This window comes from Kitasatospora sp. cg17-2 (assembly GCF_054031055.1).
Genome location: NZ_CM132923.1, coordinates 6849945 through 6866677, shown reverse-complemented (window position 1 = coordinate 6866677; position 16733 = coordinate 6849945). Strand labels below are relative to the sequence as shown.

Here is a 16733-nt window from a genome sequence, read left to right as displayed (position 1 = left end):
GCGGAGCCCATCAAGTGAGCACTGATTTCCCCGAGTTGACCCCGGTGCAGGACGCGGACGACCTCCCGCCGGCACCCGTCAACCCGCTTCGCGACCCCTCGGACCGGCGGCTCCCGCGCATCGCGGGGCCGTCCGGCCTGGTCATCTTCGGGGTCACCGGCGACCTCTCCCGCAAGAAGCTCATGCCGGCCATCTACGACCTGGCCAACCGCGGCCTGCTGCCGCCGGGCTTCTCGCTCGTCGGCTTCGCCCGCCGCGAGTGGGAGGACGAGGACTTCGCCAAGGAGGTCCACGACGCGGTCAAGGAGCACGCCCGCACCACCTTCCGCGAGGAGGTCTGGCAGCAGCTCGCCAAGGGCATGCGCTTCGTCCAGGGCGACTTCGGCGACGACGACGCCTTCGACAAGCTCCGCGAGACCATCGAGGAGCTGGACCAGGCCCAGGGCACCGGCGGCAACTTCGCCTTCTACCTGTCCGTGCCGCCGAAGTTCTTCCCGACCGTCGTCCAGCAGCTGAAGAAGCACGGGCTGGCCGATCCGCCGAGCGGGTCCTGGCGCCGCGCCGTCATCGAGAAGCCCTTCGGCCACAACCTGGAGTCCGCCCAGGAGCTGAACCGGATCGTCCACGAGGTCTTCCCCCGGGACGAGGTCTTCCGGATCGACCACTACCTGGGCAAGGAGACCGTCCAGAACATCCTGGCGCTCCGCTTCGCCAACCAGATGTTCGAGCCGATCTGGAACCGGTCGTACGTCGACCACGTGCAGATCACGATGGCCGAGGACATCGGCATCGGCGGCCGGGCCGGCTACTACGACGGCATCGGCTCCGCCCGTGACGTCATCCAGAACCACCTGCTCCAGCTGATGGCGCTCACCGCCATCGAGGAGCCGGCGTCCTTCCACCCGAAGGCGCTGGTGGCCGAGAAGCTCAAGGTGCTCAGCGCCGTCAAGCTCCCGGCCGACCTGGGCGAGCACACCGTGCGCGCCCAGTACACGGCCGGCTGGCAGGGCGGCGAGGAGGTCGGCGGCTACCTCGACGAGGACGGCATCAACCCGGACTCCAAGACCGACACCTACGCGGCCATCAAGCTGGAGATCAACAACCGCCGCTGGGCCGGGGTGCCGTTCTACCTGCGCACCGGCAAGCGGCTGGGCCGCCGGGTCACCGAGATCGCGGTGGTCTTCCAGCGCGCCCCGTACCTGCCGTTCGACTCCTACGCGACCGAGGAGCTGGGGCAGAACGCCCTGGTCATCCGGGTGCAGCCGGACGAGGGCGTCACCGTGCGGTTCGGCTCCAAGGTGCCGGGCACCTCCTTCGAGGTCCGGGACGTCACGATGGACTTCGCCTACGGCGAGTCCTTCACCGAGTCCTCCCCGGAGGCGTACGAGCGGCTCATCCTCGATGTGCTGCTCGGCGACGCCAACCTCTTCCCCCGTCACCAGGAGGTCGAGCTCTCCTGGCAGATCCTCGACCCGATCGAGAAGTACTGGGACGCCCACGGCAAGCCCGCCGAGTACGCGGCCGGTACCTGGGGCCCGGCCGAGGCGGACGAGATGCTCGCACGAGACGGCAGGAGCTGGCGCCGGCCATGAAGACCGACCTCACGGACACCACGTCCAGCAAGATCAACGCAGCGCTCATGGAGGCGCGCCGGGCCAGCGGCTCGACGGCCGCCGGCATGGTGCTCACCCTGGTGATCGTGACCGACGAGGGCAGCGCCTACGACGCCCTCAGGGCCGCCAACGACGCCTCCCGCGAGCACCCCTCGCGCACCCTGGCGGTCATCAAGCGCGCCGGGCGCTCGCCCCGGGCCCGCGCCGAGACCCGTCTGGACGCCGAGATCCTGGTCGGCTCCGACGCCGGCTCCGGCGAGACGGTCGTCCTGCGCATGCACGGCGAACTCGCCGCGCACGCCCAGTCGGTCGTCCTGCCGCTGCTGCTGCCGGACGCCCCGGTCGTGGTCTGGTGGCCGGAGAACGCGCCGCTGCACCCGGCGCAGGACCCGCTCGGCGCGCTCGCCCAGCGCCGGATCACGGACGCGGTCACCGCCGAGTCCCCGGTCGGCCAGCTCGCCCAGCGGGCCCAGAGCTACACCCCGGGCGACACCGACCTGGCCTGGACCCGGATCACCGGCTGGCGCTCGATGCTGGCCGCCGCGCTGGACCAGCGGCCGTCCGCGATCACCTCCGCGGTGGTCGAGGGCGAGTCGTACAACCCCAGCGTGGAACTGCTCGGCCTGTGGCTGCACAACCGGCTGCACGTGCCGGTCGAGCGGGTCGTCACCAACGGCCCGGGCATCACCGCGGTGCACCTGCGCACCACGGACGGGGACATCACCCTGGACCGCCCGGACGGCCTGCTGGGCACGCTCTCGATGCCCCGCTCGCCGGACCGCCAGGTGGCGCTCAAGCGGCGCGAGACCTCGGAGCTGATCGCCGAGGAGCTCCGCCGGCTCGACCCGGACGACATCTACGCGACGGCCGTCCGCACCCCGGTGGAGCGGCTCAAGGAGCCGGCCACCACCGAGCCGGCGGCCGTGACCGCGACCGCCGGCGTGGCCGTCGAGGAGGCCGTGGCCGAGGAGACGGCCGCCGCCACCGCCCCGGCCGGGGAGGCCGACGGCGGGGCCCGCAAGGGCTCCGCCAAGCGCGCCGCCAAGAAGGCGGGCGCATGACCTCGGCCACCCCGCAGCTGGTCGTCCACCGGGACAAGGAGCTGATGGCCCAGGCGGCCGCGGCCCGGCTGATCACCCGGATCGTGGACGCCCAGGCCGCCCGCGGCGCCGCCTCGGTGGTGCTCACCGGCGGACGCAACGGCAACGCCCTGCTGGCCGCGATCGCCGCCTCCCCGGCGCGCGACGCGATCGACTGGGCGCGGCTGGACCTCTGGTGGGGCGACGAGCGGTTCCTGCCCTCCGGCGACCCGGAGCGCAACGCCGTCCAGGCCCGCGCCGAGCTGCTGGACGCCGTACCGCTCGACCCGGCGCGGGTGCACGAGATGCCCGCCTCGGACGGCGTCGACGGCTCGGACGTGGACGCCGCGGCGGCCCGCTACGCGGAGGAGCTGGCGAAGGCGGCCGGCCCGGCCGGCCGGCTCCGGGTGCCCGCCTTCGACGTGCTGCTGCTCGGCGTCGGCCCGGACACCCATGTCGCCTCGCTGTTCCCGGAGCACCCCGGGGTGCGGGAGACCGAGCTGACGGTGATCGGCGTGCGCGGCGCGCCGAAGCCTCCGCCGACCCGGATCTCGCTCACCCTGCCGGCGATCCGGGCCGCCCGCGAGGTCTGGCTGCTGGCGGCCGGCGAGGACAAGGCGGACGCGGTCGCGCTGGCCCTGTCCGGCCCGGGCGAGCTGCAGGCGCCCGCCTCCGGCGCGCACGGCACCGGCCGCACGCTGTGGCTGCTGGACCGCGCCGCCGCGGACCGGCTGCCGCCCCAGCTGTACCCCCCGGCCTCCGCCTGAGGCCCGGGAACACCCGGGAACACTCGGGAACACCGAAGGGCGCCACCCGTCACGGGTGGCGCCCTTCGGTGTTCGCCTGCTCAGATCTCGCCGCGGAGCTTGGCCAGCGCCTCGGCGAGGATCGCCTCGCCGTCGGCGTCGGTGCGCCGCTCGCGGACGTACGCCAGGTGCGTCTTGTACGGCTCGTTGCGGGACGGCGCGGGCGGGTTGTGCTCGTCCTGCCCGGCCGGGAAGCCGCAGCGCGGGCAGTCCCAGGTGTCCGGGATGACCGCCTCGGCCGCGAAGCTCGGCCGGGTCTCGTGCTTGTTGGCACACCAGAAGGAGATCCGGTTGCGGGGGGCGGATTCGCCGCGCTCCGCCTCACCCATCGGGCCGGCTCCGACCCTGCTGCCACGGATGGCGTTGCCACTTGCCACGGTCTGACTCCCTGCGTGCTGGTGCGCCGACGCGCCGCGATGCGCGTCGGTGGCGAAAGTCGTCCTAGTGTAAGCAGGAGTTAAGGATGCGCCACCACCGGCTCCGCCCCGGACCCTTCCAGGATAGGCCGCGGGGCGACGGGGCGTCAGAGGTATGTCAGCTCTTGTACTTCAGGACCATGCTGAGTACGAACAGCGAGGCGAACCAGCCCAGACCGACCACGATCGTGATGCGGTCGAGGTTGCGCTCGGCGACCGCGGAGCCACCGCCGGTGGACATCGCGCCGCCACCGAACATGTCCGACAGGCCGCCGCCCTTTCCCTTGTGCAGCAGCACCAGGAGGATCATCAGCAGGCTGAAGACGATCAGGGCAATCGAGAACCCGAGAACCACGGCGGGACCAACTCTCTCGTATCTTCGGCGAAGGGGCCGGACCACGTCGGGTGGTCCGGCCCCAAAGCCTACGTTGCTGCGGCGGCGTTAGCCTACTGCCTGCTCACGGTACCGCACGATCTTGACGAACTCCTCGGCGTCCAGCGAGGCACCGCCGACCAGGCCGCCGTCGATGTCCGGCTTGGCCATCAGACCGGCCGCGCTCGACGACTTGACCGAACCGCCGTACAGCACCCGGACCTTGTCCGCGAGCTCGGCGGAGTACAGCTCGGCGATCCGGGCACGGATGGCGGCGCAGACCTCCTGGGCGTCCTCGGGGGTCGCCACCTCGCCGGTGCCGATCGCCCAGACCGGCTCGTAGGCGACGACGACGGACTCGGCCTGGTCGGCCGGGACGTCCTTCAGACCGCCGTCGAGCTGGGCCAGCGTGTACTCGACGTGGGTGCCGGCCTTGCGGATCTCCAGCGGCTCGCCGATGCACAGGATCGGGGTGATCCCGTTCCGGTAGGCGGCCTTGACCTTGGCGTTGACCAGTTCGTCGGTCTCGTCGTGGTACTCGCGGCGCTCGGAGTGGCCGATCACCGCGTAGGTGCACTTCAGCTTGGACAGCATCGGGCCGGAGATCTCGCCGGTGTAGGCCCCGCCGTCGTACTGCGAGATGTCCTGCGAGCCGAACTTGATCTTCAGCTTGTCGCCGTCGACCAGGGTCTGCACCGAACGCAGGTCGGTGAACGGCACGAGGACGGCCACCTCGACCGCCTCGTAGTCCTTGTCGGCCAGCGCGAAGGCCAGCTTCTGGGTGTGCTGGATGGCCTCGAGGTGGTTGAGGTTCATCTTCCAGTTGCCCGCCATCAGCGGGAGACGCTCAGTCATGCGTGATTCAGCCTTCCAGTGCGGCGAGACCGGGGAGGGTCTTGCCCTCCAGGTATTCGAGGCTCGCGCCACCGCCGGTCGAGATGTGTCCGAACTTCGTCTCGTCGAAGCCCAGGATGCGGACGGCCGCGGCGGAGTCGCCGCCACCGACCACGGTGAACCCGTCGCTGTCGATCAGGGCCTGGGTGACGGCCCGGGTGCCGTCGGCGAAGGCCGGGTGCTCGAAGACGCCCATCGGGCCGTTCCAGAACACCGTCTTCGCGTCGGCCAGCTTCTCCGCGAACAGCGCGCCGGAGCGGGGGCCGATGTCCAGGCCCAGCGTGCCCGCCGGAATGGCGTCGTCGGCGACGACGGCGAAGTCCTCGACCGGCGCCTGCGTCTTGACGTCCGGGAACGACCCGGAGACCGCGACGTCCACCGGCAGCACGAACTCGACGCCGTTCTCCTCACCGCGCTTGAGGTAGTCCAGCACCGTCGGGATCTGGTCCTCCTGCAGCAGCGAGCTGCCGACCTCGTAGCCCTTGGCCTTGAGGAAGGTGAACGCCATGCCGCCGCCGATCAGGATGCGGTCGGCCTTGCCGAGCAGGTTGTCGATCACGCCGACCTTGTCGGAGACCTTGGAGCCGCCGAGCACCACCACGTACGGGCGCTCGACCTCCTCGGTGAGGCGCTTGAGGACGCCGACCTCGGTGGCGATCAGGTCGCCGACCGCGTGCGGCAGGCGGGCCGGCAGGTCGAACACCGAGGCGTGCTTGCGGTGCACCGCACCGAAGCCGTCACCGACGTAGAGGTCGGCGAGGCCGGCCAGCTCGTCGGCGAAGGCGCCGCGCTCGGCGTCGTCCTTGCTGGTCTCACCCGCGTTGAAGCGCAGGTTCTCGAGCAGCGTGACCTCGCCGTCGGCCAGGGCGGCGACGGTGGCCTTCGCGCTCTCGCCCACGGTGTCGGTCGCGAACGCGACCGGCCGGCCGAGGATCTCGCCGAGGCGGGCGGCCACCGGCGCGAGGGAGAACTGCGGGTCCGGCGCGCCCTTGGGGCGGCCGAGGTGGGAGGCGACGACGACCCTCGCGCCGCGCTCGACGAGCTTGGCGATGGTCGGGGCGACGGCGCGGATCCGGCCGTCGTCGGTGATCGTGCCGCCGGACAGCGGGACGTTCAGGTCCGCGCGCACGAACACGCGCCGGCCGGCGACGTCCAGATCTTCGATGGTCTTCACGGTCTTCGGTCTCCTGGCGAGATGGTGGAGCAGGCGACGGCACAACAGCGGGCCGTCAAAGGGGAGTTGAGGGTGCGCAGACGGAGGGCCCGGTCGGCTTCGCACATGCCTTCCGGGCCCTCCCCCCTACTTCACGTCAGCTCCCGCTGCGTCAGATCCCGGCACCGACGAGGGTGGTCAGGTTGACGAGGCGGTTCGAGTAGCCCCACTCGTTGTCGTACCAGCCGAAGACCTTGACCTGGTTGCCCTGGACCATGGTCATCAGCGAGTCGAAGATCGTGGAGAACGGCGAGTTCACGATGTCGGAGGAGACGATCGGGTCCTCGGTGTACTGCAGGATGCCCTTGAGGGTGGTCTCGGAGGCCTTCTGGAAAGCCTCGTTGACCTCAGCGACGGTGACGTCGCGCTCCAGGGTGACCACCAGGTCGGTGATCGAGCCGGTCGGGACCGGGACGCGCAGCGAGGTGCCGTCCAGCTTGCCCTTGAGCTCCGGGAGGACCAGGGCGGTGGCCTTGGCGGCACCCGTCGAGGTCGGGATGATGTTGAGGGCCGCGGCGCGGGCGCGACGCAGGTCCTTGTGCGGGAAGTCCAGGGTGACCTGGTCGTTGGTGTACGCGTGCACCGTGGTCATCAGACCCTTGACGATGCCGAAGTTCTCGTTCAGCACCTTGGCCAGCGGCGCCACACAGTTGGTGGTGCAGGAGGCGTTGGAGATGACGGTGTGCTTGGCGGCGTCGTACTTCTCGTCGTTGACGCCCATGACGATGGTGATGTCCTCGTCGGTGGCGGGCGCCGAGATGATGACCTTCTTCGCGCCGGCCGTGACGTGCTTCTTCGCAGCCTCGGCCTTGGTGAAGATACCGGTCGACTCGATGACGATGTCGACACCCAGCTCGCCCCAGGGGAGGTTGGCCGGGTCGCGCTCGGCGATGACCTTGAAGGTCGTGCCGTCGACGGTGATGCTGTCCGCGGTGTGGGACACCTCGCCCGGGAAGGTGCCCAGGATCGAGTCGTACTTGAGCAGGTGCGCCAGGGTCTTGGTGTCGGTCAGGTCATTGACGCCGACGATCTCGATGTCCGCGCCCTGGGACTTAACCGCACGGAAGAAGTTGCGGCCGATGCGGCCGAATCCGTTGATGCCTACCCGGATCGTCACGAACCGATCTCCTCGTTAGGTACGCCGGACGCTATGCCGACGGGGTGGAATTTTGGGATGTCCCCGACCGCCTATGACCCTACCCCTCCGAGGCCGGGTGGAGCACATCAGGCGATTGCGCAACCCCTGGCGTGGCGCGTGTTCCCACCGATTTCGGGCCGTCCGGCCTTGCCCGTCCGGGCAGTTGGTCCCGACCCTCGCGAAGGCCCCCGGCGGCGGCCCGTCCCTGCCCCCGGACACGACAGCGCCGGTGCCCGCATGGCGGACACCGGCGCGTGGATCATCTCCGGGTGCGATCGTCAAGACCCCGGCCGGACCCGGTCGGCGGGAGGCGTCAGCTGAGCGCCATCTCGTCGGTGAGATTGGCCTCGGTGCTCGGCAGTCCGAGCTCGGAGGCGCGCTTGTCGGCCATCGCCAGCAGTCGGCGGATCCGGCCGGCCACCGCGTCCTTGGTCAGCGGCGGGTCGGCGAGCGCGCCCAGCTCCTCCAGCGAGGCCTGCTTGTGCTGCATCCGCAGCTGGCCCGCGGCGGCCAGGTGCTCGGGCACCTCCTCGCCGAGGATCTCCAGCGCGCGGGCCACCCGGGCGCCGGCCGCGACCGCGGCCCGGGCCGAGCGGCGCAGGTTGGCGTCGTCGAAGTTGGCGAGCCGGTTGGCGGTGGCCCGCACCTCGCGCCGCATCCGGCGCTCCTCCCAGGCCAGCACCGACTCGTGCGCGCCGAGCCGGGTGAGCAGCGCGCCGATCGCGTCGCCGTCGCGGATCACCACCCGGTCCACGCCGCGCACCTCGCGGGCCTTGGCGGGGATACCGAGCCGGCGGGCGGCGCCGACCAGGGCGAGGGCGGCCTCCGAACCGGGGCAGGTGATCTCCAGCGAGGACGAGCGGCCGGGCTCGGTGAGCGAGCCGTGGGCCAGGAAGGCGCCGCGCCAGGCCGCCTCGGCGTCGCAGGTGGCGCCGGAGACGACGGCCGGGGGCAGACCCCGGATCGGGCGACCGCGGCCGTCGACCAGCCCGGTCTGGCGGGCGAGCAGCTCGCCGTCCTTGACCACCCGGACCACGTAGCGGCTGCCGCGCCGCAGGCCGCCGGGGGCCATCACGACCAGGTCCGAGGAGTGTCCGAAGATCTCCAGCAGGTCCTTGCGCAGGCGCCGGGCGGCGGCTCCGGTGTCGAGCTCCGCCTCGATCACGATGCGGCCGCTCACGATGTGCAGCCCGCCCGCGAAACGCAGGATCGCCGACACCTCCGCCTTGCGGCAGCAGGCCCGGGTGACCGGGAGCCGGCTGATTTCGTCCTTCACCGCTGGAGTCATCGCCATGGCCCGATCCTTCCATGTGTCCGGAAAATCCGGTCGTACGCGGCGGCCAAGAGCTCCGGGTCGTGTCGCGGCGTGCCGTCGGTACGGGCGACCCGTCCGAGCACCAGTGCGGCGCCCATCCGCTCGGCGGCCTTCTCCAGGCCGGCCAGGTCGGCCTGGCCGAAGGCGCCGCCGGTGACGGCGCGCTCGTCCACCAGGATCGCATCCACCGCGAGTGCGGGGGCGTGGTCGGCGATGACGTCCAGATGACGCTGCGGGGTGAAGCCCTCGGTCTCGCCGGGCTGCGGGGCGAGGTTCAGCGTGAGCAGGCGGCGGGCGCGGGTCTCCACCAGGGCCTTCACCAGCTCGGGCACCAGCAGGTGCGGCAGCACGCTGGTGAACCAGGAACCGGGGCCGAGCACGACCCAGTCCGCCTCCCGCACCGCGGTGACCGCCTCCGGCACGGCGGGCGGCTCGTCCGGGACGAGCCGGACGGACTGCACGGTGCCGGGAGTGACCGCCACGCTGGCTTGGCCGCGGACGGCGCCCAGCTCGGTGGGGAAGGCCGGATCGTGCCCCCGGACTATCGCCTCGATGTCCAGCGGGACCGCCGACATCGGCAGTACCCGGCCCTGGACGTTGAGCAGCCGGCCGACCCAGTCCAGGGCCGCCACCGGGTCCCCGAGCTTCTCCCAGAGCGCGACGATCAGCAGATTGCCGACCGCGTGGCCGCCCAGCTCACCGGTGCCGGTGAAGCGCTGCTGGATCACCTCGGACCAGGTGCGGCCCCAGTCGTCGTCCCCGCAGAGCGCGGCGAGCGCCTTGCGGAGGTCGCCGGGGGGCAGGACCCCGAGCTCCTCGCGGAGCCGGCCGCTGGAGCCGCCGTCGTCGGCGACCGTCACCACCGCGGTGAGGTCGGTGGTGAGCCGGCGCAGCGCGGAGAGCGAGGCCGACAGGCCCTGGCCGCCGCCGAGCGCGGTGATCCGCGGGGCCTGACTGCTCCTGGGCGCCTGGTGGGGACGGGCCGGGCCGGTGCGGGCCGCCCCGGTGCGGGACCGGCCGGTCAGGATGGACCTGACCGTGCTCCCGCTCCGGTCGGCGGTCTTGTTCTGCAGCTGCCGCCCGGGCACGTATCCCGTCACACCTACCTCGCGTTCCTCTTGCCGGGCCGCCGACCTCCGCCGGCGGCCCGGCAAGGGGTGCGGCGGCTACTCCCGTCCCATGTCACGGTGGACGAGCACCGTTTCCACGCCGTCCGAGATCAGACGCTTCGTCAGCCGCTCGGACATCGCGACACTGCGGTGCTTGCCACCGGTGCAGCCTACGGCAAGGGTCATGTAACGCTTCCCCTCGCGGCGATAGCCCTCGGTGACAATGCGCAGCAGCTCGGCGTAGCCGTTGAGGAACTCGTTGGCCCCGGGCTGCTGGAACACGTAGTCGGCGACGTCCGCGTCGGTGCCGGTCCTGGCCCGCAGCTCGGGCACCCAGTGCGGGTTCGGCAGGAAGCGGCAGTCCACCACGAGGTCGGCGTCGACCGGCAGGCCGTACTTGAAGCCGAAGGACATCACGGTGGCGCGCAGCTCGGGCTCGTCGTGGTCGGCGAACTGGGCGTCGAGCTTGGCCCGGAGCTGGTGGACGTTGAGGTTGGAGGTGTCGATCACCAGATCGGCCTCGCCGCGGAGCTCGCGCAGCAGCTCGCGCTCCTGGGCGATGCCGTCGACGATCCGGCCGTCGCCCTGGAGCGGGTGCGGGCGGCGCACGCTCTCGAAGCGGCGGACCAGGGCGTCGTCGGAGGAGTCGAGGAAGACGACGCGCAGCCGCACGCCGCGCTTCTCCAGCTCGTCCAGCGAGGTCAGCAGGTCGTCGAAGAACTGCCGGCCCCGGACGTCCACCACGGCGCCGATCCGGGCGACGTTGCCCTGGGAGCGGGCTCCGAGGTCGACCATGGTCGGGATGAGGGCCGGCGGCAGGTTGTCGACGACGAACCAGCCCAGGTCCTCCAGGCACTTGGCGGCGGTGGAGCGGCCCGCCCCGGACATGCCGGAGATGATCACCAGCTCCGGGGTGTTCTCGCCGCCGGCCTCCGGCCGGGCGGTGCCCCCGTAATCGGACACGGTCACTTCGGTTCCCCGCTCTCGGTGGTTCTGCTGTGGAGAACGCGCGTCGCGCGGGCATGCTTCCCGGCCTCACTCGGACGAGTGGGCGCGGGGCACGCCGACTGACGGGCGGCGTCGGCCGTCATGGCGTCTCCTGGATGGGTGCGGTCTCGGGCGCCGCGGGCGCCGGCTCGTCGGCGCCGTCCTCGATGATCTCGCCCGTGGCGGTGTTCACCGCTGGTGCGGCAGGTGTACGGGACGACAACGCCGCCGCAACGGTCTCCGCCGTCCGCCGGCCGATGCCGGGGACCGCGCAGAGTTCGTCGACGGTGGCCGCCCGAAGCTTCTTCAGCGAGCCGAAGTGCTTGAGCAGCGCCTGACGGCGAGTCTCGCCGAGGCCGGGGACGGAGTCCAGTTCTCCGGCGGTGAGTCGCTTGGAACGCTTGCCGCGCTGGTAGCCGATGGCGAAGCGGTGGGCCTCGTCGCGGACCCGCTGGAGCAGGTAGAGGCCCTCGCTGCTGCGCGGGAGCACCACCGGGTCGTCCTCGCCGGGCAGCCAGACCTCCTCCAGGCGCTTGGCCAGGCCGCACAGCGCGACGTCGTCGATGCCGAGTTCGTCCAGGGCCCGCCGGGCGGCGGCGACCTGCGGCTGCCCGCCGTCGACGACCAGCAGCTGCGGGGGGTAGGCGAAGCGCCGGGGGCGGCCGTCCTCGGCCCGGGTGCCGGTGCCGTCGACGGCGGTGCCGACGGCCTCGGCGGCGGCGTCGGCGGTGTCCTCGGGGCCCTCCTCGGGCACGGCCCACTCGCCGGTGCGCTCGCGCTCCTGGAGGTAGCGGCGGAACCGGCGGCTGATCACCTCGTGCATCGAGCGGACGTCGTCCTGGCCCTCGAAGCCCTTGATCTCGAAGCGCCGGTACTCGCTCTTGCGGGCCAGGCCGTCCTCGAAGACCACCATCGAGGCGACCACGTCCTCGCCCTGGAGGTGGGAGATGTCGAAGCACTCGATCCGCAGCGGGACGCTGTCCAGCTCCAGGGCGTCGGTGATCTCCTGCAGGGCGCGGCTGCGGGTGGTGAGGTCGGAGGCGCGCTTGGTCTTGTGCAGGGCGAGCGCCTGTTGGGCGTTGCGCTGCACGGTGGCCATGAGGTCCTTCTTGTCGCCGCGCTGCGGGATGCGCAGGTCGACCTGGGCGCCGCGCAGCCCGCCCAGCCACTCCCGCACCGGCTCGGCCGGGTCGGGCAGCGCGGGCACGAGCACCTCGCGCGGGACGGCCTCGCCGCGGTCCTCGGCGCCGCCGCCGACGCCGCCGTAGAGCTGCTGGAGGGCGTGCTCGACCAGCCCGGCGGTGTCGACGTCCTCGACCTTGTCGGTGATCCAGCCGCGCTGGCCCCGGACCCGGCCGCCGCGGACGTGGAAGATCTGGACGGCCGCCTCCAGTTCGTCCTCGGCGACGGCCAGCAGGTCGGCGTCGGTGGCGTCGGCGAGGACGATCGCGTTCTTCTCCATGGCCCGCTTGAGGGCGCCGATGTCGTCGCGCAGCCGGGCGGCCTTCTCGTACTCCAGGTCGGCGGCCGCCTCCTGCATCTCGGTCTCCAGCCGGCGCAGGTAGTTGCCGGTGCGCCCGGCCATGAAGTCGCAGAAGTCCTCGGCCAGCGCCCGGTGGTCCTCGGGCGTGATCCGGCCCACGCAGGGCGCGGCGCACTTGCCGATGTAGCCGAGCAGGCAGGGGCGGCCGACCTGGGCGGCGCGCTTGAAGACGCCGTTGGAGCAGGTGCGGACGGGGAAGACGCGCAGCAGCAGGTCGACGGTCTCGCGGATCGCCCAGGCGTGGCCGTAGGGGCCGAAGTAGCGCACGCCCTTGCGGTGCGAGCCGCGCATCACCTGGACCCGCGGGAACTCCTCGTTGAGGGTGACCGCGAGCTCCGGATAGCTCTTGTCGTCCCGGTACTTGACGTTGAACCGGGGGTCGAACTCCTTGATCCAGGAGTACTCCAGCTGGAGCGCCTCGACCTCGGTGGCGACGACGGTCCACTCCACCGAGGCGGCGGTGGTGACCATGGTGGCGGTGCGGGGGTGCAGCCCGGCGAGGTCCTGGAAGTAGGAGGACAGCCGGGGCCGGAGGCTCTTGGCCTTGCCGACGTAGATGACCCGCCCGTGGGCGTCGCGGAACTTGTAGACACCGGGCGAGGTCGGGATCGCACCCGGCGCCGGACGGTAGGTGGACGGGTCAGCCATGGGTCCACCGTACCGACTCGGGCCGGGGGCGCGTGCGGGAGATCAACTGCTTCAGCGCGGGGTCACCTTGAGGTTGCCGCCCTCGACCACCACGTCGTACGCGGGCAGCGGGGTCGGGGCCGGGCCGTCCTGCACGGCGCCGTCGGTGATGCCGAACATGCTGCCGTGACAGGGGCATTGGATCTTCTGGTTCTTGACCTGGTCGACGATGCAGCCGGCGTGGGTGCACTTGGCGCTGAACGCCTTGTACTGGCCCTCGGCGGGCTGGGTGACGACGATCTTCTTCTCGCGGAACACGGTGCCGCCGCCGACCGGGACGCCGGAGGCCGGGCCGAGGTCGACCGGGGTCTTGGCGGCGGAGTCGGAGCCGGAGGAGGTCGAGGAGCAGCCGGTGACGGCGACGGTGCCGCCGGCGGCGAGGACGGCCGCGGCCCCGCAGAGCAGGGTGCGGCGGGAGGGGGTGGGGCTCTCGGGGGCCTCGGACATGAGGGTGCTCCTGGTTCGGCGGCGGCGTTCGGCGGCGGCTTCGCGGCTGCGGGCCGCCCGGAATTCTATGCGCCGCGCCTCCGCCCGCCCCCGGGGTGCCGGGGGCGGGCGGGGGTGGGCGGCGACGCCCGTCCGCTACTTGCGCGCCGCCGCGGCGCGCTTGCGGGGGGCCTTGGCCTTGGCGGGCGCGGCCGGGGCCTCCTCGAAGCCGCCCGGCAGGATGTCCCGGAGGAACTTGCCGGTGTGGCTCTCGGAGACGGCCGCGATCTCCTCGGGGGTGCCCTCGGCGACCACGCTGCCGCCGCCGGAGCCGCCCTCGGGGCCCATGTCGACGATCCAGTCCGCGGTCTTGATGACATCGAGGTTGTGCTCGATGACGATGACCGTGTTGCCCTTGTCCACCAGGCCGGAGAGGACCTTGATCAGCTTGCTGATGTCCTCGAAGTGGAGGCCGGTGGTGGGCTCGTCCAGTACGTAGACCGTCCGGCCGGTGGAGCGCTTCTGCAGCTCGGAGGCGAGCTTCACCCGCTGGGCCTCGCCGCCGGAGAGGGTCGGCGCGGACTGGCCGAGCCGGACGTAGCCGAGGCCGACGTCGTTGAGGGTGCGCAGGTGCCGGGCGATCGCCGGGACGGCCTCGAAGAAGTCGAGGGCCTCCTCGATCGGCATGTCCAGCACCTCGGCGATGGACCGGCCCTTGTAGTGGACCTCCAGCGTCTCCCGGTTGTAGCGGGCGCCGTGGCAGACCTCGCACGGCACGTAGACGTCCGGCAGGAAGTTCATCTCGATCTTGATGGTGCCGTCGCCGGAGCAGTTCTCGCAGCGGCCGCCCTTGACGTTGAACGAGAAGCGGCCGGGCAGGTAGCCGCGGACCTTGGCCTCCTGGGTCTCCGCGAACAGCCGCCGGACGTGGTCGAAGACGCCGGTGTAGGTGGCCGGGTTGGAGCGCGGGGTGCGGCCGATCGGCGACTGGTCGACGTGCACGACCTTGTCCACCAGGTCGGTGCCGGTGATCCGGGTGTGCCGGCCGGGCACCGTGCGGGCGCCGTTCAGCTCCCGGGCGAGGTGGGTGTAGAGGATGTCGTTGACCAGGGTGGACTTGCCCGAGCCGGAGACACCGGTGATCGCGGTGAAGGTGCCGAGCGGGAAGCCGACCGTGACGTCCTTGAGGTTGTGCTCGCGGGCGCCGTGCACGGTGAGCTGGCGCTTCTTGTCCCGGGCGCGGCGGGCGGCCGGGATCGGGATGCTCCGCTTGCCGGACAGGTACTGGCCGGTGAGGGACTCCTTGTTGGCGAGCAGCTGCTTCAGCGAGCCGGAGTGCACCACCTTGCCGCCGTGCTCGCCGGCGCCGGGGCCGATGTCGACCACCCAGTCGGCCATCTTGATGGTGTCCTCGTCGTGCTCGACGACGATCAGGGTGTTGCCGATGTCGCGCAGCCGGACCAGGGTCTCGATCAGCCGGTGGTTGTCGCGCTGGTGCAGGCCGATGGACGGCTCGTCCAGCACGTAGAGCACGCCGACCAGGCCGGAGCCGATCTGGGTGGCGAGCCGGATCCGCTGGGCCTCGCCGCCGGAGAGGGTGCCGGCCGCGCGGTCCAGCGAGAGGTAGTCCAGACCGACGTCGACCAGGAACCGCAGCCGCTCGTTGACCTCCTTGAGGACCCGCTCGGCGATCTGCTTGTCCCGGGCGTTCAGCTTCATCGCGCCGAGGAAGTCGGAGCAGTCGCTGATCGACATCGAGGAGACGTCCGCGATCGAGCGGCCCTCGACGGTGACCGCCAGCACCACCGGCTTGAGCCGGCTGCCCTGGCAGGTCGGGCAGGGCACCTCGCGCATGTAGCCCTCGAAGCGCTCACGGCTGGAGTCGCTCTCGGCCTCCTGGTGGCGGCGCTGGATGAAGGGCACCGCGCCCTCGAAGCCGGTGGTGTAGGAGCGGTCGCGCCCGTAGCGGTTGCGGTAGCGGACCTCGACCTGGTGCTTGTGGCCGTACAGCAGCGCCTTCTTGGCGCGGGCCGGGAGCCCGGCCCAGGGGATGTCGGTGCGGAAGCCCAGCTCGCCGGAGAGGGCGTCGATCAGCCGCTGGAAGTACTCCTTGGTGTGGCCGCCGGACCAGGGGTGGATGGCGCCCTCGTCCAGCGAGCGCTCGTCGTCGGGCACCACCAGCTCCGGGTCCACCTCCATCCGGTTGCCGAGGCCGGAGCAGTCCGGGCAGGCGCCGAACGGCGAGTTGAAGGAGAACGAGCGCGGCTCCAGCTCCTCGAACGACACGTCGTCGTACGGGCAGTAGAGGTGCTCGGAGTACATCCGCTCGCGCTCGGGGTCGTCCTCCGGGAGGTCGACGAAGTCGAGCACGACCATGCCGCCGCTCAGCCGCAGGGCCGTCTCCACCGAGTCGGTCAGCCGGCGCTTGGCGCTGTCCTTGACGGTGAGGCGGTCGACGACCACCTCGACGGTGTGCTTCTCCTGCTTCTTCAGCTTGGGCGGCTCGGCGAGCTGGACCGTCTCGCCGTCCACCCGGGCCCGGGCGTAGCCCTTGGACTGGAGGTCGGCGAAGAGGTCGGCGAACTCGCCCTTGCGCTCGCGCACCACCGGGCTGAGGACCTGGAAGCGGGTGCCCTCGGCGAGCTCCAGCACCTTGTCGACGATGGCCTGCGGGGACTGCTTGGCGATCGGGCGGCCGCAGTGCGGGCAGTGCGGCTTGCCGATCCGGGCGAACAGCAGCCGGAGGTAGTCGTAGACCTCGGTGATGGTGCCGACGGTCGAGCGGGGGTTGCGGTTGGTGGACTTCTGGTCGATCGAGACGGCCGGGGAGAGGCCCTCGATGAAGTCGACGTCGGGCTTGTCCATCTGGCCCAGGAACTGCCGGGCGTAGGAGGACAGCGACTCGACGTAGCGGCGCTGGCCCTCCGCGAAGATGGTGTCGAAGGCCAGCGAGGACTTGCCGGAGCCGGAGAGGCCCGTGAAGACGATGAGGGAGTCGCGGGGCAGGTCGAGCGAGACGTTCTTGAGGTTGTGCTCGCGAGCACCGCGCACGATGAGGCGGTCGGCCACTGCTTCTGGCGCCTTTCTCCGGGGCGAGAGGGCTGGGTTTCGAGGGATGTACTTCTACCAGGATG

At 71.6% G+C, this 16733-nt stretch carries 14 protein-coding genes; 3 read left to right on the top strand and 11 right to left on the bottom strand.

Features of this window, described 5'->3' with window-relative positions:
• Nucleotides 1-44 precede the first annotated feature (44 nt).
• The 3 genes from zwf to pgl are packed head-to-tail and all read left to right on the top strand — an operon-like array spanning nucleotide 45 to nucleotide 3459.
• Nucleotides 45-1592, top strand: coding sequence for a glucose-6-phosphate dehydrogenase (gene zwf, locus ACW14Y_RS28940; RefSeq protein WP_380308069.1), 1548 nt, complete (start codon nucleotides 45-47; stop codon nucleotides 1590-1592).
• Nucleotides 1589-2674 (top strand): glucose-6-phosphate dehydrogenase assembly protein OpcA, encoded by a 1086-nt coding sequence (gene opcA, locus ACW14Y_RS28935; RefSeq protein ID WP_380308057.1) that lies wholly within the window; start codon nucleotides 1589-1591, stop codon nucleotides 2672-2674. Before zwf ends, opcA begins: the two co-directional genes overlap by 4 nt.
• A complete protein-coding gene (pgl, locus tag ACW14Y_RS28930) occupies nucleotides 2671-3459 on the top strand; it encodes a 6-phosphogluconolactonase (RefSeq protein ID WP_456983841.1) in 789 nt (262 codons plus the stop codon). The genes opcA and pgl overlap by 4 nt, the downstream gene beginning before the upstream one ends.
• 80 nt (nucleotides 3460-3539) lie before the next feature.
• On the opposite strand, the gene ACW14Y_RS28925 is transcribed toward pgl, so the two are convergent.
• The 11 genes from ACW14Y_RS28925 to uvrA all read right to left on the bottom strand — a co-directional run bounded on the left by ACW14Y_RS28925 (nucleotide 3540) and on the right by uvrA (nucleotide 16668).
• Entirely contained in the window at nucleotides 3540-3827 is a 288-nt protein-coding gene (locus ACW14Y_RS28925; protein WP_030308030.1) for an RNA polymerase-binding protein RbpA, read from the bottom strand.
• 205 nt (nucleotides 3828-4032) lie between these two features.
• Nucleotides 4033-4269: a preprotein translocase subunit SecG gene (gene secG, locus ACW14Y_RS28920; protein ID WP_030394965.1), complete on the bottom strand. Its 237-nt coding sequence runs from the start codon at nucleotides 4267-4269 to the stop codon at nucleotides 4033-4035.
• Between the two features lie 87 nt (nucleotides 4270-4356).
• Entirely contained in the window at nucleotides 4357-5142 is a 786-nt protein-coding gene (gene tpiA / locus ACW14Y_RS28915) for a triose-phosphate isomerase (protein WP_266274175.1), read from the bottom strand.
• 7 nt (nucleotides 5143-5149) lie between these two features.
• Nucleotides 5150-6355 carry a phosphoglycerate kinase gene (locus ACW14Y_RS28910; RefSeq protein WP_456983838.1) on the bottom strand — a complete coding sequence of 402 codons (1206 nt, stop codon included), beginning with the start codon at nucleotides 6353-6355 and terminating at the stop codon, nucleotides 5150-5152.
• Nucleotides 6356-6506: 151 nt separating this feature from the next.
• On the bottom strand, nucleotides 6507-7511 hold the full coding sequence (gene gap, locus ACW14Y_RS28905) for a type I glyceraldehyde-3-phosphate dehydrogenase (protein ID WP_266274178.1): 1005 nt from the start codon (nucleotides 7509-7511) through the stop codon (nucleotides 6507-6509).
• Between the two features lie 334 nt (nucleotides 7512-7845).
• Nucleotides 7846-8826, bottom strand: coding sequence for a DNA-binding protein WhiA (whiA, locus tag ACW14Y_RS28900; RefSeq protein ID WP_030394969.1), 981 nt, complete (start codon nucleotides 8824-8826; stop codon nucleotides 7846-7848).
• Entirely contained in the window at nucleotides 8817-9947 is a 1131-nt protein-coding gene (locus ACW14Y_RS28895) for a gluconeogenesis factor YvcK family protein (protein WP_380308051.1), read from the bottom strand. Before ACW14Y_RS28895 ends, whiA begins: the two co-directional genes overlap by 10 nt.
• A 66-nt stretch (nucleotides 9948-10013) precedes the next feature.
• Nucleotides 10014-10925, bottom strand: a complete 912-nt coding sequence (rapZ, locus tag ACW14Y_RS28890) for an RNase adapter RapZ (protein WP_266274180.1) — start codon at nucleotides 10923-10925, stop codon at nucleotides 10014-10016.
• Nucleotides 10926-11043: 118 nt separating this feature from the next.
• Complete coding sequence (uvrC, locus tag ACW14Y_RS28885; RefSeq protein WP_380308048.1) at nucleotides 11044-13134, bottom strand: excinuclease ABC subunit UvrC; 2091 nt, start codon at nucleotides 13132-13134, stop codon at nucleotides 11044-11046.
• Between the two features lie 51 nt (nucleotides 13135-13185).
• Complete coding sequence (locus ACW14Y_RS28880) at nucleotides 13186-13620, bottom strand: Rieske (2Fe-2S) protein (RefSeq protein ID WP_380308046.1); 435 nt, start codon at nucleotides 13618-13620, stop codon at nucleotides 13186-13188.
• A 135-nt stretch (nucleotides 13621-13755) separates the two neighbouring features.
• Nucleotides 13756-16668: an excinuclease ABC subunit UvrA gene (gene uvrA, locus ACW14Y_RS28875; protein ID WP_340634209.1), complete on the bottom strand. Its 2913-nt coding sequence runs from the start codon at nucleotides 16666-16668 to the stop codon at nucleotides 13756-13758.
• Between the last annotated feature and the right edge of the window lie 65 nt (nucleotides 16669-16733).

Excerpts from the sequence above, each read along its gene's own strand:
- opcA (WP_380308057.1), top strand. The coding sequence starts at position 1,589 with ATGAAGACCGACCTCACGGACACCACGTCCAGCAAGATCAACGCAGCG.
- pgl (WP_456983841.1), top strand. The coding sequence starts at position 2,671 with ATGACCTCGGCCACCCCGCAGCTGGTCGTCCACCGGGACAAGGAGCTG.
- ACW14Y_RS28925 (WP_030308030.1), bottom strand. The coding sequence starts at position 3,827 with ATGGGTGAGGCGGAGCGCGGCGAATCCGCCCCCCGCAACCGGATCTCC.
- tpiA (WP_266274175.1), bottom strand. The coding sequence starts at position 5,142 with ATGACTGAGCGTCTCCCGCTGATGGCGGGCAACTGGAAGATGAACCTC.
- whiA (WP_030394969.1), bottom strand. The coding sequence starts at position 8,826 with ATGGCGATGACTCCAGCGGTGAAGGACGAAATCAGCCGGCTCCCGGTC.
- uvrC (WP_380308048.1), bottom strand. The coding sequence starts at position 13,134 with ATGGCTGACCCGTCCACCTACCGTCCGGCGCCGGGTGCGATCCCGACC.
- ACW14Y_RS28880 (WP_380308046.1), bottom strand. The coding sequence starts at position 13,620 with ATGTCCGAGGCCCCCGAGAGCCCCACCCCCTCCCGCCGCACCCTGCTC.